This is a genomic window from Desulfovibrio psychrotolerans (assembly GCF_013340305.1).
Classification (GTDB): domain Bacteria; phylum Desulfobacterota; class Desulfovibrionia; order Desulfovibrionales; family Desulfovibrionaceae; genus Halodesulfovibrio; species Halodesulfovibrio psychrotolerans.
The window spans coordinates 568,103-592,883 of sequence record NZ_BLVP01000001.1; the positions used below are offsets into that span (position 1 = coordinate 568,103).

General features: G+C 58.7%; 24 protein-coding genes. 15 read left to right on the forward strand and 9 right to left on the reverse strand.

Features of this window, described 5'->3' with window-relative positions; all coding sequences use genetic code 11:
- Positions 1 to 505 precede the first annotated feature (505 nt).
- From HUV26_RS02515 to HUV26_RS02535, 5 genes are all read left to right on the forward strand, one after another.
- A complete protein-coding gene (locus tag HUV26_RS02515; protein WP_174408495.1) occupies positions 506 to 925 on the forward strand; it encodes an RrF2 family transcriptional regulator in 420 nt (139 codons plus the stop codon).
- 227 nt (positions 926 to 1,152) lie between these two features.
- Positions 1,153 to 2,397 (forward strand): type III sulfide quinone reductase, selenoprotein subtype, encoded by a 1,245-nt coding sequence (gene sqr, locus HUV26_RS02520; RefSeq protein WP_174408496.1) that lies wholly within the window; start codon positions 1,153 to 1,155, stop codon positions 2,395 to 2,397.
- A gap of 11 nt (positions 2,398 to 2,408) precedes the next feature.
- Positions 2,409 to 3,014 (forward strand): DUF1641 domain-containing protein, encoded by a 606-nt coding sequence (locus HUV26_RS02525; RefSeq protein WP_174408497.1) that lies wholly within the window; start codon positions 2,409 to 2,411, stop codon positions 3,012 to 3,014.
- A gap of 118 nt (positions 3,015 to 3,132) precedes the next feature.
- The gene (locus HUV26_RS02530; protein WP_174408498.1) at positions 3,133 to 3,486 is read left to right on the forward strand and encodes a response regulator; all 354 of its coding nucleotides are present in this window, start codon (positions 3,133 to 3,135) and stop codon (positions 3,484 to 3,486) included.
- Between the two features lie 84 nt (positions 3,487 to 3,570).
- Positions 3,571 to 5,532, forward strand: coding sequence for a PAS domain-containing sensor histidine kinase (locus HUV26_RS02535; protein ID WP_174408499.1), 1,962 nt, complete (start codon positions 3,571 to 3,573; stop codon positions 5,530 to 5,532).
- 143 nt (positions 5,533 to 5,675) lie between these two features.
- Here the strand turns inward: HUV26_RS02535 and HUV26_RS02540 are convergent, their stop codons facing one another.
- On the reverse strand, positions 5,676 to 6,257 hold the full coding sequence (locus HUV26_RS02540; RefSeq protein ID WP_174408500.1) for a NanQ anomerase/TabA/YiaL family protein: 582 nt from the start codon (positions 6,255 to 6,257) through the stop codon (positions 5,676 to 5,678).
- Positions 6,258 to 6,618: 361 nt separating this feature from the next.
- On the opposite strand from HUV26_RS02540, the gene HUV26_RS02545 reads away from it, so the two are divergent.
- The gene (locus HUV26_RS02545; RefSeq protein WP_174408501.1) at positions 6,619 to 7,896 is read left to right on the forward strand and encodes an efflux RND transporter periplasmic adaptor subunit; all 1,278 of its coding nucleotides are present in this window, start codon (positions 6,619 to 6,621) and stop codon (positions 7,894 to 7,896) included.
- 2 nt (positions 7,897 to 7,898) lie between these two features.
- Positions 7,899 to 11,012, forward strand: a complete 3,114-nt coding sequence (locus HUV26_RS02550; protein WP_174408502.1) for an efflux RND transporter permease subunit — start codon at positions 7,899 to 7,901, stop codon at positions 11,010 to 11,012.
- A 76-nt stretch (positions 11,013 to 11,088) separates the two neighbouring features.
- Here HUV26_RS02550 and HUV26_RS02555 read toward each other — a convergent pair whose 3' ends face one another.
- Genes HUV26_RS02555 through HUV26_RS02565 form a run of 3 tightly spaced genes read right to left on the reverse strand, consistent with a single transcriptional unit; the run spans position 11,089 to position 13,374 of the window.
- Positions 11,089 to 11,754, reverse strand: a complete 666-nt coding sequence (locus HUV26_RS02555; RefSeq protein WP_174408503.1) for an ABC transporter ATP-binding protein — start codon at positions 11,752 to 11,754, stop codon at positions 11,089 to 11,091.
- Positions 11,755 to 11,761: 7 nt separating this feature from the next.
- The gene (locus HUV26_RS02560) at positions 11,762 to 12,925 is read right to left on the reverse strand and encodes an ABC transporter permease (protein WP_174408504.1); all 1,164 of its coding nucleotides are present in this window, start codon (positions 12,923 to 12,925) and stop codon (positions 11,762 to 11,764) included.
- A complete protein-coding gene (locus HUV26_RS02565; protein ID WP_174408505.1) occupies positions 12,925 to 13,374 on the reverse strand; it encodes a DUF2318 domain-containing protein in 450 nt (149 codons plus the stop codon). Before HUV26_RS02565 ends, HUV26_RS02560 begins: the two co-directional genes overlap by 1 nt.
- A 608-nt stretch (positions 13,375 to 13,982) precedes the next feature.
- On the opposite strand from HUV26_RS02565, the gene HUV26_RS02570 reads away from it, so the two are divergent.
- The 4 genes from HUV26_RS02570 to HUV26_RS02585 all read left to right on the forward strand — a co-directional run bounded on the left by HUV26_RS02570 (position 13,983) and on the right by HUV26_RS02585 (position 17,275).
- Positions 13,983 to 14,195, forward strand: coding sequence for a hypothetical protein (locus HUV26_RS02570; RefSeq protein ID WP_174408506.1), 213 nt, complete (start codon positions 13,983 to 13,985; stop codon positions 14,193 to 14,195).
- Positions 14,196 to 14,399: 204 nt separating this feature from the next.
- Entirely contained in the window at positions 14,400 to 15,302 is a 903-nt protein-coding gene (locus HUV26_RS02575; protein WP_174408507.1) for a LysR substrate-binding domain-containing protein, read from the forward strand.
- 179 nt (positions 15,303 to 15,481) lie between these two features.
- On the forward strand, positions 15,482 to 16,582 hold the full coding sequence (locus HUV26_RS02580; RefSeq protein ID WP_174408508.1) for a carbonic anhydrase: 1,101 nt from the start codon (positions 15,482 to 15,484) through the stop codon (positions 16,580 to 16,582).
- Positions 16,583 to 16,903: 321 nt separating this feature from the next.
- Positions 16,904 to 17,275 (forward strand): hypothetical protein, encoded by a 372-nt coding sequence (locus HUV26_RS02585; protein WP_174408509.1) that lies wholly within the window; start codon positions 16,904 to 16,906, stop codon positions 17,273 to 17,275.
- A 104-nt stretch (positions 17,276 to 17,379) separates the two neighbouring features.
- Here HUV26_RS02585 and HUV26_RS02590 read toward each other — a convergent pair whose 3' ends face one another.
- Positions 17,380 to 17,874, reverse strand: coding sequence for a hypothetical protein (locus HUV26_RS02590; RefSeq protein WP_174408510.1), 495 nt, complete (start codon positions 17,872 to 17,874; stop codon positions 17,380 to 17,382).
- A 64-nt stretch (positions 17,875 to 17,938) separates the two neighbouring features.
- The gene (locus HUV26_RS02595; protein ID WP_174408511.1) at positions 17,939 to 18,448 is read right to left on the reverse strand and encodes a MarR family winged helix-turn-helix transcriptional regulator; all 510 of its coding nucleotides are present in this window, start codon (positions 18,446 to 18,448) and stop codon (positions 17,939 to 17,941) included.
- A gap of 306 nt (positions 18,449 to 18,754) precedes the next feature.
- Here HUV26_RS02595 and HUV26_RS02600 point away from each other — a divergent pair, with 306 nt between their 5' ends.
- Positions 18,755 to 19,405, forward strand: a complete 651-nt coding sequence (locus HUV26_RS02600; protein WP_174408512.1) for a nitroreductase family protein — start codon at positions 18,755 to 18,757, stop codon at positions 19,403 to 19,405.
- Between the two features lie 164 nt (positions 19,406 to 19,569).
- Here HUV26_RS02600 and metF read toward each other — a convergent pair whose 3' ends face one another.
- Positions 19,570 to 20,442 (reverse strand): methylenetetrahydrofolate reductase [NAD(P)H], encoded by an 873-nt coding sequence (metF, locus tag HUV26_RS02605; protein WP_174408513.1) that lies wholly within the window; start codon positions 20,440 to 20,442, stop codon positions 19,570 to 19,572.
- Between the two features lie 245 nt (positions 20,443 to 20,687).
- On the opposite strand from metF, the gene HUV26_RS02610 reads away from it, so the two are divergent.
- The 3 genes from HUV26_RS02610 (at position 20,688) to HUV26_RS02620 (ending at position 22,619) form a co-directional block, all read left to right on the forward strand.
- Positions 20,688 to 20,966, forward strand: a complete 279-nt coding sequence (locus tag HUV26_RS02610; RefSeq protein WP_174408514.1) for a hypothetical protein — start codon at positions 20,688 to 20,690, stop codon at positions 20,964 to 20,966.
- 111 nt (positions 20,967 to 21,077) lie between these two features.
- Entirely contained in the window at positions 21,078 to 22,145 is a 1,068-nt protein-coding gene (locus HUV26_RS02615) for a phosphodiester glycosidase family protein (protein ID WP_174408515.1), read from the forward strand.
- A gap of 162 nt (positions 22,146 to 22,307) precedes the next feature.
- Positions 22,308 to 22,619: an FmdB family zinc ribbon protein gene (locus HUV26_RS02620; RefSeq protein WP_174408516.1), complete on the forward strand. Its 312-nt coding sequence runs from the start codon at positions 22,308 to 22,310 to the stop codon at positions 22,617 to 22,619.
- A 124-nt stretch (positions 22,620 to 22,743) separates the two neighbouring features.
- On the opposite strand, the gene HUV26_RS02625 is transcribed toward HUV26_RS02620, so the two are convergent.
- Positions 22,744 to 23,526: a tetratricopeptide repeat protein gene (locus HUV26_RS02625; protein ID WP_174408517.1), complete on the reverse strand. Its 783-nt coding sequence runs from the start codon at positions 23,524 to 23,526 to the stop codon at positions 22,744 to 22,746.
- 166 nt (positions 23,527 to 23,692) lie between these two features.
- Positions 23,693 to 24,649 carry a tetratricopeptide repeat protein gene (locus tag HUV26_RS02630; protein ID WP_243451231.1) on the reverse strand — a complete coding sequence of 319 codons (957 nt, stop codon included), beginning with the start codon at positions 24,647 to 24,649 and terminating at the stop codon, positions 23,693 to 23,695.
- Positions 24,650 to 24,781: the final 132 nt, after the last annotated feature.

Below are 24,781 nucleotides of genomic sequence, written 5' to 3' on the forward strand. Positions count from 1 at the left end.
GCTGCGCACATCCCTCTTTCCTTCTCAATAGGTTCCGATCAGCAGGTATGCCGACCAGCAAAAGAACACTTATGCTGGGGCGACAAACTTCATCGTCATTTTCCTGCAATCCGCTTCCGGTTTCTTTTATCCCCTGCCCCTCGCACTCCACGGCCATAAAAACGCCTCCCGCACTGCGGACAGTCAGCCTTGCCCCCTCCCGGGCAGCAGAAAAGACTGAGCGCACAACCATGCTTATTTTTTACATAAAAACAGCAACACATTGCAATAACAGACAATAAATCTTGAAGCGGGTCGCTTGACACATTTTTCACTTTGCTTTAATTCAGACGTAACGAATCCAGATAAATTTAATCGGAATTAAATCAATCCCAGATTAAGAAGTTCCGGTTAATCTTCTGGAGAACAGGGCGGAACGCCGACCAAAGCCATGTGGCAGACCAATCCGCGCCGCAGGCGGGCATAAGGCTCCGCACCGAAACGGAACACACCCGGGAGAACATGTATGAGAATATCCACCACCGCGCATTACGCATCCCGACTTCTCGCACAGCTTGCCATGCACGATTCCGACAAGCCCATCCCGGCAACAGTTCTTTCCGACAGCACGGGCATTTCCGTGAAGTTCATCGAAAAGATTATCCGCCCCCTCAAGACGGCGGGTTTTGTCCGCAGCGTACGCGGCGCATCCGGCGGTCATCTGCTGTGCATCCGCCCTGAGGAAGTAACCTTGGGTCAGGTGCTGCGTGTAATGGAAGGCGGCGTTCAGCCTCCCCAGTGCTGCCCGGACAATATGTGCGGCGACCATGACTGCAACGCCCGTTCCGCATGGAACAACGTTGCGCAGGCTCTGGAGCAAACCTTGGAATCCATAACGCTGGCAGACCTGATGAAGGACAACATCACGTCATACCCCTGCCAGTAGCAGCCGGACACGGCAATTTTCCCCGCACGGGCGGGCATGTTGCGGAAACAGTTCATCCTTTCACGGCCGGGCTGCTTTATCGCTCCTACAAATGATTGAATACCCCTTTCCCGTAAGGGGTTGGGTGCCGGTGTGCGCTGCAGCCGGAACAGCAAGAACACGCGCCCCTGCGACAGGGGACACTCAATAACGGTTTAGAGAATAGAATTCGATAAAGGAGACCTGGCATGAAAAAACTGCTCATTCTCGGTTCCGGTTCCGGCGGCACCATGGTTGCGGCCAAGATGCGGAAGCTGCTGGCGGAGTCCGAATGGGACATCACCATCATTGACCGCGACCCCGTGCACCACTACCAGCCCGGCTGGCTGTTTGTGCCCTTTGGCATATACACGCTGAAAGACTGTGTGAAGCCCAAGTCCGACTTCATCCCCCGCGGCGTCAACTTCGTTCTCGACACCATCGTGAACATAGACCCTGCTGCCAAGGTCGTCACCACCAAGCAGGGCAAGTACGAATACGACTACATGGTCATTTCCACCGGCTGCCGCATCATGCCCGAAGAAATTGAAGGCATGTCCGACGGCTGGCGCAAGAATATCTTCGATTTCTACACCCCCGACGGCGCGAAGGCACTGTGCCCCCAGATGCACAACTTCAAGAAGGGCCGCATGGTGTTCAACATTGCGGAAATGCCCATCAAATGCCCGGTTGCCCCCCTTGAGTTCGTGTACATGGCCGACTGGTTCTTCACCAAGATGGGCGTGCGAAAGAACATAGAGATCGAACTGGTCACCCCGCTCACCGGTGCCTTCACCAAGGCTGTTGCCGCCGAGGTACTGGGCAAGCTGTGCGACGACAAGAACATCAAGGTTGTTCCCAACTTCGTGCTCGACAGCGTGGACGCCGAGAACAAGGTCATTACCGATGTTACGGGTAATGAACTCGAATACGACATGCTGGTTTCCATTCCCCCGAACTTCGGCCAGCAGGTCATCGAAGATTCCGGTCTGGGCGATGCCATGATGTACATCCCCACAGACAACGCCACCCTCAAGGCCGAGCAGATGGATAATGTGTACGTGCTGGGTGATACCACCAACGTGCCCACTTCCAAGGCCGGTTCCGTGGCTCACTTCGAGTGCGACATCGTGTGCGCCAACCTGTACGCCGAAATCAACGGTCAGGAGCCCCACCACCACTTCGACGGCCATTCCAACTGCTTCATCGTCACCGGCTTCGACAAGGCCTCGCTCATCGACTTCAACTACACGGTGGAGCCGCTGCCCGGCAAGTTCCCCCTGCCCGGCGTGGGTCCCTTCGACCTGCTAGGCGAAAGCCGCATGAACTACTACGGCAAGCTGATGTTCCGCTGGATATACTTCAACCTCATGATGAAGGGGCACGAACTGCCGTTTGAACCGGACATGTACATGGCCGGCAAAATGGACGTCCGCAAGGCCAAGAAAGACTAGGGGCGGTACACATGACCAACGAAGAACGCATACTCGAACGCCTCGAATCCCTTGAGGAAAAGATCAGCATGATGCACAGCCGTGCGGAAACCATGCAGGATCTTCAGGAAACCATTACGCCCATCGTCCGCGATGTGATGAACAACGTAATGCTCAAGGGGTTCAGCGACGTGCAGGAACGCTGCGAGATGCAGGACCTTGGTGCCCTGTCCAAGCGTTTCCTCATGAGCGTCCGCGACCTTACGTGGATGCTGGAATCCATGGAAAACATCATCGAACTGTGGCGCACCTGCGAACCCATGATCAAGCCCACCTTCCTTGCCTCCATCGAAAAGTTCGATGAGCTGGAGCGTAATGGCGTGTTCGCCGCGTTGGGCGCACTGTCCGGTTCCATGGGCCAGATCACCCAGAAATACACCCCGGAAGAATTCGGCCGCATGGGCACCGCACTGGTGAACATGGCCGGACTGCTGGAACGCCTTGCCGATGCAGATATCCAGAATGCCAGAAGCGTAAGCCCCATCGGCATGGTGGGTCAGCTGCACAGCAAGGAATCCAAGCAGGCTCTGGGCATAATGGCAGAACTGCTTACTGCCCTCGGCAGACAAAAGAGCTAACACGTAACTACGGCCCGCAACGGTTTGTGCGCCCGCTCCGCATCGTAACGCTGCACGCTGCGGAACAGGCGCACAGAACCGGGGTCAAAGCCCGGAAACGGGAAGACGGGAGGGGCTTATGCCCAAGAAAATCCTCATCGTTGATGATGATCCGGCAATTGTCGCATTCCTCGAAGACCTGCTGCGCGATAACGACTATTCCACCTGCGCCGCTTACAGCTGTGCGGAAGGTCTTGAAAAAGTTCGTAAGGAAAAACCGGACCTCGTTCTGCTGGACATGGAAATGCCCGATAAGGGCGGCACCATGTTCTACGTGAACATGCGCAAGGAAGGAGAGATCAAGGATACGCCTGTTGTTGTCGTCAGCGGTGTGGGGCCCCGTCCCCCGGCGCTGCGCAAGGGTATTCCCACCATAGAAAAGCCCGTCAACGTGTCGCTGCTGCTCAGCACCGTTGCAGAGCGAATCGCCTAGGTCTGCTCAAATGCTTATGGCCGTGCGGCAGGAATACTGTCGCACGGCTCTTTTGCATCCGCCACCGGGTGAAGGATAACCACCATGCCGCACTCCATACCGCTCTTCCGCCATTCGTACGCATCTGACCCGGCGTGTGCGCCTTCCATGCCCACAGTGCTTGTCACCTTTGATGCGCCGGATATAGTAAGCCTGCTGCGCCGTGCGGGCTTCTCGGTTCTGGAAACTCCCCGCGGAATAGGTGGCCTGTGCGGCACTTCGGGCTTTGCCGTGGATCGCCAGAATCCCCCCACGGTCATCCTCGCCCGTCCCCATTCCGTGCCGGACATTCTGGATTCGGAAATCGTCATCCTTGCCTTTCCCGAAGAATTTGACGACGCCGCCACTCTGCTGGATGAAGGCGCATCCGCCATTGTGCCGGAGCCCTATGCCCCCGGCCTGCTGCTGGCCACCATTCGCAAGGCGTGGGACGATGCGCTGGCAAAGCACGAACTGTTGCAACTGCGCACCGATGCCAACGCCGTTGCCCGCAAACAGGCTGCAAACCTGCTGCATGATGAGCGCATAGCCGCCGCAAGCCAGATTGTGGAAGGCCTTTCCCGCGCCATGATCGAGGCAGTGGAGGACGCCAAATGCACGGAATACGTGGCCAAGCTCCCCACATACGTCTCTGTGCACGACCGGTGCGGCTCGGTTGTAGCCGCAAACGCCGCATTCCGCTCCCGCTTCTGCACCAACGATGCGCAGGGCATCACCTACCAGTCGGCTGACAACGAAAACTGGACCCACCCCGTGGAGGAAACCTTCACCTCCGGCCATGCCTGCAAGCGGTGCGAACCCATTTTCACGGCCACCGGCGAAGAACTTCCCGCGCTCATCTACACCTTTCCCGTGGGCGGACCGTCAAAGGATCAGGACCTTGTGCTGGAAATCGCGGTAGACGTTTCCGAGGTGGAAGAACAGCAGCAAAAACTCCTGCGCGCGCAGCGTCAGTACCGCAAACTTTTTGACGAAGCCCCCTGCTTCATCACCGTACAGGACAAAGACCTGCGCATTGTAGACGCCAACAGGCTGTTCAAGGAGCACTTCCCCTACTCCGAGGGCGGACATTGCTATGAAATTCTAAAGCACCGGTCCGAACCGTGCATGGATTGTCCCATTCTGAAAACATTCGAAGACGGGCAATCCCATCAGGCAGAGATGCAGGTCTCCACGCAAAAGGGAACCCCCTGCAACATTTTGGTGCAGACAGCGCCGGTGCATGACGAAGACGGAAACATCACCCATGTGATAGAGCTTTCCGCAGACATCACCATGATCCGCCAGTTGCAGGGGCACCTCGCCACGCTGGGCATCATGCTCGGGTCCATGTCCCACGGCATGAAGGGCCTGCTCATGGCCATAGACGGCGGTGCCTATAATGTAGAGGCGGGCCTGCGCAAAAACGACATGGAACGCATCGCCTCCGGGTGGGCGCAGGTACGGGGCAAGCTGGCCACACTGCGCAAGATGTCGATGGATATTCTGGACTTCGCCAAAGCCAGAGAACTGGAACTGGGCGTAACGGACCTGCGCAGCTTTGCCGAAAAGCAGGTGGATGCCGTGCGCCACAAGGCGCAATCCCACGGCATTCCTCTTTACGTGGACACGGAAAAGGCCAGCGGCACGCTGGAGGCGGACGCCGGAATCCTGACCTCAGCCATCACCAACATTCTGGATAATGCCGTGGATGCCTGCCTGTACGACAGAAGCAAGACAGACCACGCCGTGCATCTGCGGGCATGGCGCAACGAGGGGTACGCCCATTTCGAAATAGAGGACAACGGCGTGGGACTGGACCCGGAAACCCGCCAGAACATGTTCACCATGTTCTTTTCCTCCAAGGGCTCAGTGGGTACGGGCATAGGCCTGTTCTACGCCCATGAGGTCATCAGCCGCCATTGCGGCGAGATTGATGTCACCTCCGAAGTGGGCAAGGGAACGCGGTTCCACATCCGGCTCCCCCTGCGGCAGGAATCGTGTCCGTCACGCGCTTCCGGCTTCTGATAGCCCCCCTGCCTCATCACACTTCCCGCTGCCGCTGAACAGGAAAGGAAAGAACAGGACTAACGGGACGGACGGGACTTAACGGGGCAGACAAAACGAAATGGGCGAAATGGGCGCGACAGCAGATGCCTCCCCCAAAAACCTTACCCGTTCCCCATTCCGGCAAGCAGGGCCACGCGTATTTTTACCACCACCTTTTTCACGGGCTGCCCTGCCCGTACCGCCGCTGCTCCAGCCACGTCAGTAGCCACTCCGGCATCCGGTTCGTCAGCCGATTCGTCAGCCAATTCGTCAGCCGGTTCGCCAACCAGTCCGCCATGCCGTGCAATACCGGGGCAATGTCCGTCGTGCGGATACAGTGCGGCAAACATGCCTCCACCAAGGGGAACCCGCGCACTTTCCTGTGCGGGCACCTCGTACAGCGCGAAGTCCCGCTCGGCATTATACGGCTGGCGCAGCCGCAGCGTATCCAGCGGGGCGTTCAGCAGCCATTCCCGGCCTGCCAGAAGATACTGCAGGTCCATATATACCCGGTGCGCCTCATACGGCTTGGTACCGCCCGGAACAGGAACATACTCCGCCACTTCCGCAAAGATATCGTCTCCGGCAATGGCATACCGTCCGGCGGGGATATCCGGCGACACACCTTCCAGAAAGGCAAACGCCTTCTCCCACGCCGCTCCCAGAGGATACCGCCGCCAATGCTCCAAGGTGTCCGCTATCATGCCTTTTCTCCCGTTATACAAATAGGCAAAGAGGGGCCGCCTGTTGCTCCGGCCCGCACACGTCTTCTCGCATGTCCCTGCGTGAGTCAATCCTGAATATTCTCCGTATGCTGGCGTGCCCCAATCGCGCCCTTACGCCTGTTTGCGCCTCCTTCCGCCCGCCTCCGGAGCCTGCCGGCACGCTGTGAGCCGTCCGGCGTCTCCGCCTTGCGGGCACCTCAACCTGCGCCTTCTGGCTGTAACAAGTGTATCAATTTTATGCAGCCGCCGGATTGGCGTTGACTATCCACCCCGTTTTGACAATCATTTTCCGGTTATTGTCCAGACCAATTTCCACCCCCTTCTCTATCGGAGAATCAGAGTGACCACACCTTTCCCCCTAGCCTCCCTGCGCCGCCCATCGTTTTTTACTGCGGCAGCACTCCTGTTTGCCGTGCTCCTTGCTGCCGGTTGCGGAAACGGCGACAGCAAGCCTGCGCAACCCAAAGGAGTTCCGGCAGTTCCGGTCACCGTGGTCGAAGTTGCGCAGCAGGCAACGCCGCTGGTCGTAACCGCCGTGGGCAACGTGCAGCCGCAGGCTACCGTGCAGATCAAAACGCAGGTGGGCGGCATCATAGTGGAACAGCGCGTGCGCGACGGCCAGAGCGTGCGCGAGGGCGACCTGCTCTTCAGGCTGGACCCGCGTCCCTTTGAACTGGTTATCCGTGAGGCGCAGGCGCGGCTGGACCGCAACCGGGTGCAACTTGCCAAGGCCGCCAAGGATCTGGAACGTTACGCGCAGCTCAGCAAAATCAACGCCGTGGCGCAGGAGCAGTACGACAAAACTTACGCCGAGGCCAAATCGCTGGAAAGCGACATTCAGCTTAACCTCGCCACGCTGGAACGGGCGCGGCTCGACCTTGCCTACACGGTCATCAAGGCTCCCATCTCCGGCAACGTGGGCATGATTCAGGTAACGGAAGGTAACGTCATCAAGGCCAACGACGACCGCACCTTGTGCGTTATCAACCAATTGGACCCTGTTTCCGTATCGTTTGCCCTGCCGGAACGGTACCTGACCGAGGTACTGGATATGCAGCGTTCGGGGAGCGTGCCTGTGGAAGCCACTCCGGCATCATCCGATGCCGTGTCCTCCCAGTCCGGCCAGTCCGCACCGGCCCGCGAGCCGGTGCGCGGCTTCCTTTCCGCCATGGATAACGCCGTGGATACGACCACAGGCACCATCCGCCTGCGCGCACAGTTTGACAATGCAGAAAAACGCCTGTGGCCCGGCCAGTTTGTCCGTGTGGGCCTGGTGCTGCGGGATAAGCCGGATGCCCTGCTCATTCCCACCTCTGCGGTGCTGGACGGTATTCAGGGCTCTTACGTTTACGTGATCACCCCGGATAACAAGGCAGAGGCGCGCCAGATAACCGTAGACTTTCTCTCCGGAAAAAATACCGTTCTCGCCTCCGGGCTTGCCGTTGGCGAGCGGGTGGTGCTGGACGGGCAGGTGCGCCTTGCCCCCGGCATGACCGTGGAGGTGCGCCCGCAACCCGGTGCCGCCCCCCAGTCCCCGCAGTCCACTCAGACTCCGCAAGCCGGGCAGTCCCCGCAAGCCGCGCCGCAGCCGCTCCCTGCAGCGGGCAAGGGTGAATAGCCATGAATCCGTCCGCCATATTCGTCAACCGGCCGGTCATGACCACCCTGCTCATGCTCGGCATCCTCTTTTCCGGCATCATGGCCTATTCGCGCCTGCCGGTGAACGACCTGCCCAATGTGGATTTTCCCACCATTGAGGTCAGCGCCAGCCTTTCCGGCGCAAGCCCGGAAACCATGGCCTCCGCCGTTGCCACGCCGCTGGAAAAACAATTTTCCACCATTGCGGGACTGGATTCCATGACCTCGGTCAGTTCCATGGGCAGCACGCGCATAACCATGCAGTTTTCGCTGGAAAAGAACATAGACGCCGCAGCGCTGGACGTGCAGTCGGCCATCACCGCCGCCTCGCGCAACCTCCCGGAAGACATGGATTCCCCGCCCACCTTCCGCAAGGTGAACCCGGCGGACTTTCCCATTCTGTACCTTGCCATCTCCTCGCCCACCATGCGGCTTTCCGATGTGAACGAATACGCGGAAGGCATGATGGCGCAGCGCCTCTCCATGGTAAACGGCGTGGCACAGGTGCAGGTCTACGGCTCCAAGAAATACGCCGTGCGCATCCAGTTGAATCCGGAGGCGCTGGCATCGCGCGAAATCGGCGTGGATGAGGTGGCAAACGCCATCCGCACCAGCAACGTGAACCTGCCCGTGGGCACCATTACCGGCGATGCACGAGAATACACGGTGCGCTCATCGGGCCAGCTGCTCAACGCCGATGCCTACCGTCCGCTCATCGTGGCATGGCGCAACGGTTCGCCCGTGCGGCTTGGCGAGGTGGCGCTGGTGCAGGACAGCGTGGAAAACGTGCGCCGTCTCAACTGGCACAGCGGCACGCCGGGCATGGTGCTTGCCGTGCAGCGGCAGCCCGGCACCAACACCGTGGAGGTGGTAGACGCCATCCGTGCACTGCTGCCGCAATTCCGCGAAATGCTGCCCGCCGCAGCCAGCCTTGATGTGCTGTACGACCGTTCCCAATCCATCAAGGAATCTGTGGATGACGTAAAGTTCACGCTGGTGCTGACCATCTGTCTGGTCATCATGGTCATCTTCATGTTCCTGCGCAAAGTTTCTGCCACCATCATTCCGGGGCTTGCGCTGCCCATGTCCATCGTGGGCACCTTCGGCGTCATGTATTACATGGGCTTCAGCCTGAACAACATCTCACTCATGGCACTCACGCTCTCCGTGGGGTTTGTGGTGGACGACGCCATCGTCATGCTGGAAAACATCGTCCGGCATCAGGAGATGGGCAAAACCATCCGCGCCGCCGTCATGGACGGCTCACGCGAGATAGCCTTCACCATCGTTTCCATGACCATTTCCCTCGCCGCCGTGTTTATTCCCGTGCTGTTCATGGGGGGCGTGGTGGGCAGGCTGTTCCATGAATTCGCGGTCACCATCTCTGCCGCCATTCTCATCTCCGGCGTGGTTTCGCTCACGCTCACCCCCATGCTGTGCAACCTCATCCTGCGGCAGCGTAAGGAAAAAGAAACCCACGGCAGGTTCTACAACGCCATGGAAGCCATGTTCAACGCATGGCACCGGCTCTATGAGGTTACGCTCAACTGGTGCGTGCGCCACCATGCGCTGACCATGGGTTTTTCCATCCTTCTGGTGGGGGTTACCGCATGGATGTTCGTGGTCATTCCCAAGGGATTCCTGCCCAAGGAAGATACGGGGCGCCTGCAGGCATCGCTTGTGTATGAAGAGGGCATCGCCTTCGACACACTGGTCCGCCGCCAGAAGGAACTGATGGCTGTTCTGGATAAGGACAAAGCCGTGGCGGGCTACATGTCCGTGGCAGGAGCAGGCGGGCCCAACGCCGCCAGCAACGCGGGACGGCTGATGATAAACCTCAAGCCCCACGCGGAACGCAAGGAAACGGCTGAACAGGTGCTGCAACGGCTGCGCAGAAGCCTTTCGCAGGTGCCCGGCGTGCAGGTTTATCTGCAAAACCCGCCCGCCATCAACATCGGCGGACGCTCCAGCAAGGGGCAGTACCAGTTCACCCTGCAAAGTCCCAACACGGAAGAACTGTACCGCTCCGCAGCCCTGTTGGAAGCACGTCTGGCTGTCATGCCCGACCTGCAGGACGTAAGCTCCGACATGGAACTCACCAACCCGGAACTGCAACTCCTCATCCACCGCGACAAGGCGGCTGCGCTGGGCGTAAGCGCCTATCAGATAGAGGATGCCCTTGCCACCTCCTTCGGCAACCGGCGCGTCTCCAGCATCTACGCGGCCAATGATACCTACCGCGTTCTCATGGAACTTGCCCCTGAATATCAGGCCAACCCGGACGCCCTCTCCTTCCTGCATGTGCGGTCAGGCGACGGCAAACTCATTCCCATGGACACGCTCGTGGAACGCCGGATGGGCGTTGGCCCTCTTTCCATCAACCATTCCGGGCAGTTGCCTTCCGCCACTATCTCCTTCAACCTGCGGCCCGATGTTTCACTGGGGTCTGCGGTTGCGCAGGTGGAAGCCGTGGCCGCAGAGGTGGTTCCCGCCAGCATCTCCACCACCTTTCAGGGAGAGGCACAGGCGTTTCAGGATTCCATGAAGGGCCTCGCCATGCTGCTGGGCGTATCCGTTCTGGTCATCTATCTGGTGCTGGGCATTCTGTACGAGAGCTTCATCCACCCCCTCACCATCCTTTCCGGGCTTCCCTCGGCAGGGGTGGGTGCCCTGCTCACGCTCATGCTCTTTAATGTGGACCTGAACCTGTACGGTTTCGTGGGCATAATCATGCTCATAGGCATAGTGAAAAAGAACGCCATCATGATGATAGACTTCGCTCTGGAAGCGCAGCGCACCCGCAACCTTGACGCGCGCCGGGCCATTTGCGAAGGCGCGCTCATACGCTTCCGTCCCATCATGATGACCACCATGGCCGCGCTTATGGGCACGCTGCCCATCGCCCTCGGCATCGGCGCGGGGGCAGATGCCCGCAGACCTCTGGGCCTTGCCGTTGTGGGCGGTCTGCTGCTCTCGCAGTTGCTCACACTCTACTTCACGCCCGTGTACTACATGTATCTGGATGCCGCCCAGCGCAGGTTGCGCGCCCTGTTCGGCAAGGCAGACCCGCTGCCTGCCCACCCCGGCAACGCCTGACCCACTCCGCCCCAAAAAACATAAGGGCTGCGAAGCACACCGCTCCGCAGCCCTTTCTCTTTCAAAATGGCGCAGGCTATTCCACCAGCGCACCGTCCGCCATACGCACAACCCGGTCCGCCCTGCGGGCGTAGGACTCATCATGCGTAACCATGACGATGGACAGGCCGTCCCTCTTCAGGTCTGCCAGCAGTTCCATGATGGATTCCCCGGTGGTCTTGTCCAGATTCCCCGTAGGTTCGTCGGCAAAAAGCACGGTAGATTCCTTGACCAGCGCGCGGGCAATGGCCACACGCTGCTGCTCGCCGCCGGAAAGATGTCCGGGCAGCTTGCTGCCTTTGTCGCCCAGCCCCACCCGCCGCAGGCATTCTTCCGCCCGTTCGCGGGCAGCGGTGCTCACCGCGCGCAACCCGCTCATAAAAGGCAGCAGCACATTTTCCCGCGCCGTAAGATACGGCAGCAGGTAGTGGAACTGAAAAACAACGGCAAAGTCGCGGTTGCGCAGACTGTTCAACCGCGCCGGAGAAAAGGTGGTGACATCCTCCCCGCGGTACAGAATCTGCCCGCTGTCCGGTGCCAGCAGCGTGGCAAGCACGTTCAAAAAGGTCGTCTTGCCGGACCCGGAACGCCCCACAATGCTCACAAACTCTCCGGCAGCAAGCGAAAGGTTCACCCCGCGCAGGGCGGAAGTGACAACCCCTTCCGATTGAAAACTCTTGGAAATATTCAAGGCTTCAAGCATGGAGTCCTCACAGGGAAATGAGCGCGGTGGAAGGTTCTATAGAGGCCGCCTTCCACGAAGGGAAAAAGGCCGCCAGCACGGAAACACCCACCACAAGCAGGCAGGTCAGGGCCAGATGACCGGGATGCATGCTCAGCGCCGTTTCCCCTGCCATATCCATCAATGCCAGCACCTTAAGGCTCAAGGCAAAGCCGCCCAGATACCCCAGCACCCCCGCCGCCATGCCTATGAACACAGCTTCAAAGCAGAAGATGCCGAACACGCCCCGGCGGGAGAACCCGAGCGAGCGCAAAAGGCCTATCTCCCGCACGCGCTCGTTTACCGAGGCGAGCATGGTCGCCCCCACCATGCAGCAGGCAATGAACAGAATGACAAGGCTCACCGTGAGGATGAGATGCTCCACAAAATGCATGGCATACATGCGCTGCTTCACTATGGATTGCAGGGCCTGCACCTCTGTCTCCGGCAGGGCTTCCACCAGCTGGACGACAATATCCTCTATGGGGCACCCCGCGCACAGGGCCGCTATCTCCACAAAACTTACCTCGCCGGGGCGGGAGAAAACATGCTGCACAAATCCAAGGTCCGCAAACAGCACCGAATCGTCATCCCCGCCGGTCGGCGCAATGACACCTGAAACGTGGGCGCTGTACCCGCCTATATCAATGGTATCTCCCACGCCTATATCCAGCTTCCGGGCCGCCTTTGCGCCCACAAGAACGCCGTCCGCCCTTTCGGGAAATCCGCCCTCAATGGCCCAGTAGCCCTTGAGCACCTCTTCCCGCGCAAAACGCACCCCTATCACGCCCACGGCAACATCACGCACACGGGTCATGGCCACCAGCTTGGGAGCCACAACGCTTATGCGGTCGCTATACCCGATGGAAAGAACCCGCTCCTCCACGTCCTGTTCGCGCAGGTCGGTCACGCCCATCACCATGTCGCCCATGGAAAAACCGCCGTAGCTCACGGTCAGCTTTTCACTCTTGGGGGTGACAAGAATATTGGCTCCAAAGGCGGTAAGTTTCTTTTCCAGCGACTCGCCCACCACCATGGAAACATAGTTGAGCGAGACAATGGACACAACGCTCAGGCCAAACACCACAAAGACAAGAAGCGTCTTCAGCCACTTCTTGCGCATGGTCCGCAGCGGAATGGTCAGAATGTTCATCAGAAGAACCTCTGCCCGGTCATCAGGTCTTCCACGCTCATGACCACGCTGCCATCCTTAATGCTGCGCGGCAGGGGGGCAGGGTTGCAGCCGCCCTCCACATCGCCGATGCGCGATGAGTGGAAGCGCATGCCGCAGTTGTTGCAGATCATGAAATCCTTATCCTGCGTGTATCCTTTCTTGGAATGAAAGCACACATCGCAGGCGTCAAAGGCGGCGCGCACAACCCCGTCCGGGGTTTTAAGCAGAAAAAACTTCACTTCCTTGCCGCCGTGAACAAACCGGTAGTGCTGCGCCTTGCCTTCGGCAATATCCGCAAGCGGTATGGCAACAAGACCGTTATCCGCCTTCACCTCGGCATATTTGGAAAACATACCGAAAAAAGCGTGCGCCGGAGATACGGCAAGCAGGGCAAGCATGATCAGCAGGGCTGTCCGGATACGTCGCATTCTTCCTCCCTCAGATGGAGTATGGTTGAGCATGAAGGATAAGGTAAGCAGACACAGCAGCCCTGGCAAGGGCACCCGACCGTTTGAATGATCAATTTTACTTATGAGTCACATGAAAATTTCTCGTTTGCGCATTCCGCAAACTGGCGTATGTTCTCTTCACGCCGCAACGCCACAGAGCAATATGCAGTGCCGTTGCAACTCTTCGCCCGATACCCTGTACTTGGTTATCGGCACGGTATCGTGAACAGGAAAAGCATTTCACAAGTTGTGTGAAATACCCCTTCCTCACGATAGATAGCCCGCATCTCCGCAGCCCTGCGTCACCGGAAAGCACCCCGGATATATCCGGCAAGTGCATACAGACGCGACAGCGCATGCAGACTAACAACACAAGAGCTTTTTTTCACAATCCGACTGCGGCACACGTGCCCCATGATCAACCGTAACTCCGGTTGCATGGAGCCGCCCGCACCGGAAAGGGTAACAACCGGAACGTATCCGGTCTGTAACGCCCCAGTCTTTGCAACAACACCGTTGCCTGCGCTCTGTGGCACTACGCCATGCGCAGACAACAGAAAACAATACACCCTATCAGGAGTCTTACCATGTCTTTTGCACTCATGTCCCTGCTCATGCTCGTTATGTTCACCATTCAGGATCTCATCGTGGGCAGCTATGATGCAGGTCAGCGTGTTGTCTTTGCCGCCATTGTGCTTGCAACCGCAGTAGCCGGATGCACCGTGCTGTACCTCCAGTTCAGGAGCGAAAGTGCCGAGAAGCGCGAACGCGGCTTCATCCGCTACTTCCTGAAGAACTAACGGATTCGGAATACGCCGGACCACGGGACAGGCGGCGCAACCTGCCGGTCCCGAGCGGACGCCGTTACGGTTCACGCCGTAACGGCGTTCCTGTTTTGCACGCCTGCCGCGCATCCATTCAGGAAATTCATCAAATCTTGCCAGAGTAATGACTCCGGCTTATACTTCACACTCCCATATTCTTTTCATCCGCCCGGAGGCAGTATGAATCTTCGCCAGTTGGAGCTGTTCATCTCCCTTGCGAAAAACCCGAACATTTCACAGGTCGCCAAAGAACACTACCTCACCCAGTCTGCCGTTTCCGTTGCCCTTAAAGGGCTGGAGCAGGATCTGGGCGTACAGCTCTTCGACCGTCTGAACAGGCGGCTCGCCCTTAATCCGCACGGACGCACCTTCCTGCGTCAGCTGGAACCCGCCATGCACAACCTGGGGCAGGTTCTGCGCACCTTTGAGGGTGACAACATGACCGGCGTGCTGGTGGTGGGGGCATCGTCCACCATTGCCGACTACATTCTGCCACAGATACTCTTTGAATTCGAAGACCGTTACCCCCACGCCACAGTGGAAACGGTGTTCACCAATCCGCACGACATAGCGGACGGTCTGGAGGATGGCACCATAGACATAGGGCTGGTGGAGACTGAAATCGACAACCCGGTGCTGGAAGCCACCCGCCTTTGTCAGGACGAACTGTTCGTGGTTTCCAGTGACGAGATTTTCGCCAAAAAAGGCCCGTATGATATAGAAGAACTCCTGCAGAAAAAATGGATTCTGCGCGAACCGGGAGCAGGCTCCCGTGACACCTTCGATGCCTACCTCGGCAGCTACATGGACAGAATGCGTATAACGCTGCAGATGCACCATACGGTTTCCATCAAACGCGTCCTGCAAAACTCAGATACCATAAGCTGCCTTTCCCCCTTCGCCATCCAGCGCGAACTGGAATACGGCGAGCTGTTCCGGGTGCACCTTAAAAACATCCGCCTTATCCGCCACTTCCATGCCGTGGTGCACAAGGACAAATACCGTTCAAAACTGCTGAACACCTTCTTCCACGGTGTGGAGGCGTATCTGGGCACGGACAGGCAGATTTTCCACGAGGAATAGCGTTACGGCAAACTTTGCGGGCAAACGGGCACAATTTCGTTGCTAATCGTCACAGACTTGTGAATACTGTGTAATACCAGCGCACCTCACTCCCCCTGCGAAAGAGGAGCGCCCCCGGCGGGAAGCCCCGCCGTTGTCCGAAGCCCTTTCCGTAAGAACTCGTCTTAGAGGAGAAACGCATGTCTTCCATATCCAAACGTAACCTCATCATCCTTGCAGCACTGTTTCTGGCTGTTCTGCTCTTTGTGACAACCTGCAGCGACAGCGGAAACAAGGTGCAGACCAAGGACAAGCGCACCCCGGAACTTTCGCTCAAGCTGCTCAAGGAAGGCAATGAACGCTTTGCCAAAGGCGATGCGGAGCACCCCCGCACAGATGCCAAACGCCTTGAACAGGCAGGCAAGGAAAGTCAGGGCGACCACGCCTTTGCCACCGTGCTTTCCTGTTCTGACTCCCGCGTACCTGTAGAACGCATTTTTGATGCAGGGGTCATGGATATCTTTGTGGTCCGCGTGGCGGGCAACGTGGTGCAGGGCAACGAGGCAGGCTCCATAGAATACGGACTTTCCCACGTAAACACCCCGCTGCTGGTGGTTCTCGGCCATACGCAGTGCGGTGCCGTGACCGCCGTGACCGAAGCCGTGGAAGGACACGGGCACGAGCTGGAGCGCAACATCCCCGGCCTTGTTGCCTCCATCGTCCCCGCTGTGGAGCGTACCAAAAAGCACACCGGCCTTTCAGGCAAAGCGCTGGTGCCGCAGGCTACGGAACAGAACGTATGGCAGTCCATCACCGATCTGTTCATGCGCAGCCCCAGCACCCGCGAACTGGTCAGGAGCGGCAAGGTTAAGGTTGTGGGTGCCATGTACGAGGTGGAAACCGGTCGCGTGCAGTGGCTTAAGGAAGACAGGCCCCTCGCCATCCTCAAGGAAGTTGAGGAAAACCCCGCACGCGCCATAGAAGCCATGGCAGGACACTCTGATGAAGACCACGCCGCCCACGGCCATGCGCAGGAAGCGGGACACAAGCACGATATGACCGAAGGTAAGGCAGAAGGCGATCATGCGGCAGATGCCGCAGCCCCCGCTGGAGAAGAAGCTGCCAAGGAAGAAGCCGCTACGGCAGCGGGCCATGAGGCCGCAGAAGCCCCGCTTACCGTGGAACAGTTGCAGGAGCTTGCAGCCAAGGCTGCAGAGGCCGCCAAGGTCGCAGCAGATGCAGCGGAAACCGCCACACGTGCAGCAGAAGAAGCTGCCCGCGCAACCGGTGCCGCGCAGTAGCCATTTCCCCGGATTTGTCATACAGGGGCCGTCTCCAATGCGGGGCGGCCCTTTTCCGTTCCGGGATACGTGCCTGCGGGCACGCTTGCGGCACGGGCTTGTACTGGCTTGTGCGGGCTTGCACGGGCTTGCACAGAAACGCCATCCCCGTTAGGGTGCGCTGGCGCACGGGGCACCATGCCTTCACGTTTCCGCAGGCATGTCCCCCGGCAGGGTAATCTGCCACGCTGTTAAAAAAGTCATCCTCCCGCAACCGCATCCCCGGCTGTCCCGCAACACATTGCAGCCATGCCGGGAGCTGTTCATAAAAAGGTTTAGTCCATGACATTCACGGAATTCAGACTGCTTATCGGAAGCGACTGGGGGCTTATGCTCCTCTCGTGCATCCTGCTGTATATGTTCATCCTGCGCCTGCGCCGTGTGGGCGGAATTTTGGGGCTTACGGGCACCATCGCCACCTCTGTGCTCATTCTCATGCTGTGCTGGATGCAGTGGAACAAATATACCGTAGGGCAGGAAATATTGCGCATAGCGGAAGCGGAAGGAACGGGCTACCAGCTCATGACAGCCGAAAAAAAGCCGCTGGTCGCGCCGCGCGTGCTCAACGTATCCGGTGCGCGGTACATAATAGACATGGCGGAACAGCACCAGCAGCGGCATCTGCCGTGGACACTCATCGCCCTGCCCAAATAAAAAAAGCGCGCCCGCCATTGCTGCGGACCGCCTTTCACGTCCCCGTCATGCCCCAGTATGTCTGAGAGAATGCCCCCATACAGGGCAACATGCCTGTGCAGTCGTCAGCGGCAGACCGTAGGGTCCACGATAATGACCATATAGTCATTCACTACGCCGCCGCTGGCGGCATTGGCGTAGGCGGTCACCTGCGTCCGCCCGGCCTCCATGGGCTGAAAATCAAGCCATGCATCCACCCGGAACCGGCGGGCGTTTTCCCACTTCCCCCACACCATCTGGCGGGGTTCACCGGGTTTTCCCGGCTTCATCCAGTGTCCGTTGCCGCACCGGGCATGGTAGAGCACAAGGTTGTTTTCAATTTCATCTATGGAGAGCAGCACCACATTCTGCATACTGCTGTAGCGTTGCGCCCGCACCTCTTCAATGGGCGCTGTTATGCACGCCGTCAGAACAGGCACCAGCAAAAGCATGATCAGGCACCCTGCCCCGGCAATGCGGGAATACCCGCCGGATGATGCCGGAAGCACGGGGGGCACAACAATCCTGCCTGTCCCCCTGATTTCGCAACCTCGCCCCTCCACGGTATTCATGGTATTCATGATGCTGATGGTACAACAGGATTGCGCATAAAGCCATAGCGCACAGCATGAACGACGCGCACCATCATTCACCAGAATCCGGCACGGAACGGCAAGGCGGCACCGCGCACTGGGCATGTCCGCGCACCGCTTCGTCATCGACTATTCGCTGGCAGCACAGATTGCCTATCATCCTGTCCAGCAAAGCCAGCGTGGCTGCCCGCTCCTCTTCAGAAAATCCCTGCGCCAGCTCCTCCGTAAGCCTGTGCAGCGGAGCAAAAAATTCCTCTCGCCTGCTCCGCATGGACTCCGCAAGATAAACCAGTTTCTGCCGCCTGTTCGCCGGGTTCTGTCTGCGCAGCACAAGCCCCGCCTCCTCCAGCCGGGCAAGAGTGCGCGCTGTTACCCCTTTGTCTATGTGCAGCCGCGCGGCCAGCATTTCCTGCGTCTGCCCCTCTTCGTGGAACAACTCCGCAAGAAAAGGCACCTGCCCCTGCTCTATGCCCAGCGGAGCCAGATTACGGCGGATATGCTGCGCCGCAAGCCTGTGCAACTGTCCTATCCTGTAACCGAACGAAACCCTTCGTTCATGCATGAAACCTCCTGCCGCCCTGCCGTTTCCGTGGCCGGGTGCTCAGCACCTATCCCGCCCCATGCCATGCGTCAACCCAGCGGCGAAGAAACGAAATCCGTTGTTATTCTTCCGGCATCGGGTGTATCCTTCAGATCACTATTCCTCCCCGAATCCGGAAACAGGCCATTCGGGAAGAACGATACACGGAGCCACAACGGTTTAACAACGTCACATTCCCCCGTGCAAAAGCTGAACGTCCCTCAGCGCCGCAGCGGGGTATTCCTGCGTACACGTTGTCACAGCACCCCAAACCACGGAGAAACGACCATGAATTTCTCAGACATCCTTGCACGGCGGCGCGCCGTCAACTTTTTCGATACGGAACGCGATGTCCCGCCCGCTCTGCTGGAGCAGATGGTGCACATGGCGGCCAATGCCCCTTCAGGTTTCAACCTGCAACCATGGAACCTGATTGTCCTGCGCGGGCAGGAAGAGAAAATGCGGCTCCGCAAAGTCGCCATGAACCAGCCCAAAGTAAGCGAGGCACCCGTGGTGTTCATTGTTCTGGCGGATACCAAGGGCTGGGAAAAGGGCCACCCCACTCTGGAGCGCAACTTCTCAGAAATGCTCGCCGCAGGCTCCATGAAGGAGGAGCAGCGGGAGTGGTTCTACGGTGCCTGCCGTAAACTCTACGGCACAAGCCGTGATACGGAACTGGCCTTCGGTGTGAAAAACACCGCCTTCTTCGCCATGTCCCTCATGTACGCCGCAAGCAGTCTCGGTCTGGACACCCATCCCATGGACGGCTTCAACCATGAAGGCGTCATGCGCGAATTCGGCATCCCTGCGGAGAGATACTGGATACCGCTGCTCATGGCCGTGGGCTATTTCCGTCCGGGAGAAACCCGCCCCGAACCCAAATGGCGCAAGGCATACGAAGATATCGTGGTGCGTTTCGACACGCCGTCACAGGGCTGACCGCCGCACAAAAACGCGCCCCTGTTACAGCAGTTTCCGCAGTTGCAGCAGTTACCGCATGGCACAGGGGCGCGTTCTCACAAACAGCAAGCGCACAATCAAAGACAATGCCCATACAATAACGCCCGGCATCAGCCAGCCGTGCGCCTTCCGGAACAGACCTGCTACAGGCCCGCGCGCTCCGCAATCTCAAGGCACATGTCGGCCTTGTTCAGCGTGTACAGATGAATGCCGGGGGCACCGCCGTCCACAAGACGTCGAATCTGCTGTACCGCAAATTCCAGCCCCGCTTCCTTCACGGCTTCATCGCCGCCCTTTTCGTTGGCTTCTTCCAGCGCAAGATACAGCTTGCCGGGAATATTTGCCCCGCACAGCGTAAGAATGCGGCGTATGGAGCCAAGGCTCTGAATGGGCAGAATGCCGGGCAGCACGGGCTTGTTCACACCTGCGGCACGCAGCTGGGCCACAAAATTAAAATACTCCCGCACGTCAAAGAACAGCTGGGTAACCACAAAATCACTGCCTGCATCCAGCTTGACCTTGGTGTACGCCAGATCATCGCTGAACGTGAGCGACTCAGGATGCGCAGCGGGATACCCGGCCACGCTTATGCCAAAATCCGGGCAGCAGTCGCGCACAAAGGTCACCAGGTCGGACGCGTAGCGAAACGCCTGCGTATTCCAGTCAATCTCCACCCCACGGGGGGCATCCCCGCGCAGCGCAAGCACGTTGTGCACCCCGGCGGCACGGAGCTTGTCCAGAAAATCCGTGATCTTCTCCCCGTCCGCGCCCACGCAGGTAAGGTGCGCCATGGGTTCTATGCCTATGGCGTTCTTAATATGCGCCGTAATCTCCAGCGTATTGTCCTGCGTGGAGCCTCCCGCACCATACGTTACGGAGGCAAACAGCGGATCAAGAGCCTTCAGCCTTTCCACGGTCCGGAAAAAGCCCGGCCAGTTTTCGCGTTCCTTGGGCGGAAAAAATTCCAGAGAATAAAAAGGGCTGGTACGGGCAGCCATAAGGTCGATTATCTTCAAGGGAGGCTCCTTGTCTGTTTGCTATCTGTCATCCCGTTTCGCCGCCCTGCGGGCGGCTGGCGTCTGCAAAAGACGCCACGGATGCTCTATATATCAAGAAAACTTGATACGTCAATATCCGGTTACATTGATTTTTGCAAGGGATTTTCCCCCCTGCTGGACTTTAGCCCCCCGGAGATGTACCTCCTCAGGGAGATAACGGCGTCAACGCGGCCTTGCATCCGCATGCGCGGCGTAGGTACCGCATGGTACGGTTCATACACTACAGCATCGAGAATGACATGTTTTTCTGGCAAATACTGCTTCTGGTGGTTGTCGCCTGCATCGCGGCTACAGCCCTTTCCCGTCCGTATAATGACAAACTGGCCCTGCGGCTTCGCAAACTCATGATATGGGTGGTTCCCTACGTGTTCATCACCGTGGGGCTGTGCGCCCTGCTCCTGCAGTCCGGCATGGTGGCCATGGTGTTTCTGTTCTCTGCGGCTGCGTGTTTCTTTCTCTTTCTCAAACGGGACATCGGCTGAAAGATGCCCGGTACGAACAGGCATGGCAAACGCGCGTAATGGCCGTGTAACCAACCCTCCAACCCTTCCGGCGCAACAGCGGGACGGACTATCCCAAGCGTACTGCATACCATGAAAAGCCTTCTGCGCACCATATCCGCAAGCCTGCTTGCAGCTGGCATGCTCTGCATGCTGCTCCTGCCGCCTGCGGAAAAGGCTCATGCAGCGGGGCTCTGGCAGAGCTTGGATGACGGGCTGGACATAGCAACCTTCGCCATTTTCACTCCCCCGTCCGCCAATGCCTCCATGGTCATTGCAGACACCCCCGCCGGCAGGCCCTACGAACACACTGCCGGCCAAACGCCCGACACAACGTCCGACACAACTTCACCCCGCTCCTCCGCCCATACCCCCTCTCAGATCACGGGGCTGGACAACCCGCTGGTCATACTGCGCATCGACCCGCGCCACTACGAGTTTCTCCTGCTGTCGCACTCGGAGCAGGGGCATTCGCTCTCGCCTTTCCAGTGGGCTTCGCAGCATGGGCTTTCCGCCGTCATAAACGCCTCCATGTACCTGCCGGATGCAAAAACCAGCACCGGCTACATGCGCAACGGCGACCATGTGAACAACGACTTCATCCACAAACGCTTCGGATCCTTCTTTGTCGCCTCGCCGTTTCCGGACGGCCGGGTTTTCTTTCGCGAAAAGGAGCAGCCTGCCGACGAGGACACCGGAGAATCTTCTCCGCTTCCTGAAGGTCAGACCGGATCTTTCGAAGGCGAAATGCCTTCCGCCACCCTGCTGGACAGGCAGACGGACGACTGGAACCCCCTGATAGACCGCTATGCCGTTGTGGTGCAGAACTTCCGCATGTTCAACGCCGCGCGGATGCCCTTATGGCCGGAGGACGGCAACGCCTTTTCCATAGCCGCCGTGGCTTTGGACGCGCAGGGAAACCTGCTGTTCATCCACTGCCGCACCCCGCTCAGCGTATACAACCTTACCCGCATGCTTCTGGACCTGCCGTTGCGTATCCAAAAGGCCATGTATGTGGAAGGCGGCCCGCAGGCAAGCCTGCATATTCAGGCGGGTAACATCCGCCGCACATGGACAGGCAGATACGCCAGCGACTTCTGGGGCGGCGTGCAGACAGAACGGCCGCTGCCCAACGTCATAGGCGCGCGCAAGCGGAAATAAGGCCCGGCGGAAACGCCGCACACAGCACCGCCTGCCCGTGCGGGCCCATTCCCGCACCCGGCGCAGCGCATGTACGCCCCCCGTAAGGGCAATCTCCCCGGTTGCCATGCCGCAAGGGAATGGTTATCTCCCTCACATCAAAACCATACGCAAGGAGCTTCCATGCCGTTATACGATTTTGAATGCCGCGTCTGCGGCGGACAGTTTGAAGAACTGGCACATCCCGACTCCACCGGCGGCGAAACCTGCCCCGCCTGCGGCAGCACGGATACGGAACGCCGCCTCAGCGCACACAGCCCCCTTCCCGGCAGCGGAACCAACAGGGTCCCCGGCAGCCTGCTGCGCGGCGGCGGAGCAAAGATGGAAAATGTTCCCATGCCCAAACTTAAAAAGCCCATTCCCAAACGCCCTGTCATCCGCCCCGGCGGATGCGGGTCTCCGGGCGGATGCGGCGGATGCAGCGGCGCCAAGTAACGCGTTATGAAAATAAAAAAGGCCGGGACTGTTCCCGGCCTTTTATTGTATGCTATCGTGCTCCCACCACCCTCGGCTTTGCGTCGGTGGTCCGGCAAAGCGGCGAACAGTTCGGCATACCCCCCTACGCCAGATTGCAGCTTCCCTTCTCAAGGGAACGGAGCAGGCGCGATGCCTCGGTAAGGCCGGGGTTCAGTTCCAGCGCCTTATGCAGGTACTTGCAGGAGTTTTCGGCATCGCCCACCTCGCACAGGCAACGCGCCATGTTGAACATAAGGTGGTCGTCCGCACCGCACAACTGCTGTGCGCGGGCGTAAAACTTCAATGCCTGCGGATACATGCCGTTCTTGCGCAGCTGTATGCCAAAGGTGTTGAACATATGCTTGTGCTCTTCTTCAAAGGCGGCACGCATCTTCACCAGCTTCTGGAACACCTTGTCCGCCTTTTCCGTCTGCTGCCGCGCAAGATAAGCCAGCCCGAGCCCGAATGTGGCACGCACATGGTCCTCATCCAGCTTCAGGGCTGCCAGAAATTCCATTTCGGCACTGTACGGCTCACCGTTGGTCAGGTGCCGCTCACCACGCGCCACCATCTTTGCAATCTCGCGCATGGCGGGAAAAACCTTCTCGTGATACATGCCCGGTTCCGGGTTGTACCGCTCCAGAATCTCCTCCAGCGTCAGATACTCCGCATCGCCTGTGGGCAGATGCTTGTCGTTGACAAGGCGCACGGAAAAACGCCCGTCATCCTCTTCCAGCGCGTAAAAATACTGCACGGAAACCGTGGTGCGTTTTGTGGTGCCGTGCCCTATAACGGCTGCCTGCTCCAGGGAAAAAACCCCCCGCATGGGTTTTTCCGTAAACGCGCAGGCCATTGCAGAAACATCTGCCTTGCATGCCGAACTCATGGTTCCCCCAGGAGTCATAAAAAGTCCCCATGTCCGGGAAAAAAAGAGTGCCTCACCGCAGGCCGCAGAAGCCCGGCCTGTTTTTCAAAGATGAACACATTCGCACCGCGTGGCAACTGAAAATTGTGTGTCATTCTCCCGGCCGCCCCCAAGCGCATGAAAAGGCTCAATTTTCCGGGGTCAATTTTTTCTTCAAAAATTTCAAAAGCTTCTGCGCGGCTTCCAGTTTGGGATTCAAATCCAGCGCCTTATGCATGTACTTCACGGCAGCCTCGCTGTCTCCGGATTCGTGCAGCGACCGGGCAATGTTGTACATGAGGTGGTCATCGTGCGAGGCAAGCTGCACAGCCCGGGCATAAAACCGCAATGCCTGCGTATACATGCCATTTTTGCGCAGCTTTATGCCAAACTCGTTGAACATATGTTTATGCGGTGCCTGAAACGCCGCCTCCAGCTCAACCAGCCGCTCAAAAACGCGTCCGGCCTTTTCCGCCTCCCGCCTGTCCAGATACACCAGTCCCAGCCCAAAGGTGGCGCGCACGTTGGTTTCATCCACCTGCAACGCATTCTGGAACTCAAACTCCGCGCTGTACAGCTCTCCGTTCTGCCTGTGCCGTTCTCCGCGCGCTATGTTTCCGTTCAGCCTGCGCATGGCGGGCAGCACCCGCAACTGATACGCCGCCGGATCAGGCAGATACGCATTCAGCAACTCTTCCATGCTTATGCGGAACCGCTCGCCGGACGGCACATCCTGATCATTGATGGTCTGCCCCCACAGCCGTATGGTCTTTTTGCGTCCCTGCTCTGCAGAAGCATCCTTCGGACCGGGCATGTCCATAAAATTAGGCAGATCAGGCAGGTCAGGCAGATCAGGCAATTCAGGCAGGTCAGACAACTCAGACGACCCCGGCTCGTTGCCGCTTCCGCCCGTCTCCGCGGGTCCGCTCTCCGCCTCTTCCGTTACCGGCAGGGGTTCAGGCGCGCCGTCCGGCTCCTGCTCAACATAGACCAGCACATTCTGCATAACGGTACGGCGGGTTGCCCCGAACCCGATCTTCATCTCCTTGTCCGTGGAAAACACCCCCCGGACAGGATACATAAGCTCATACTCACCGTATGCCACGGACTCCTCCTCCAGCCTCCCTTCCAGACGGCCCGCCAAAAGACTGCGCCCCCGCAAGGCCCCTCAGCAAAGAACCATCAGGACCGGACCACGGCCACGCACACGCCTGGGCCTGACCATTTCACGTCAACG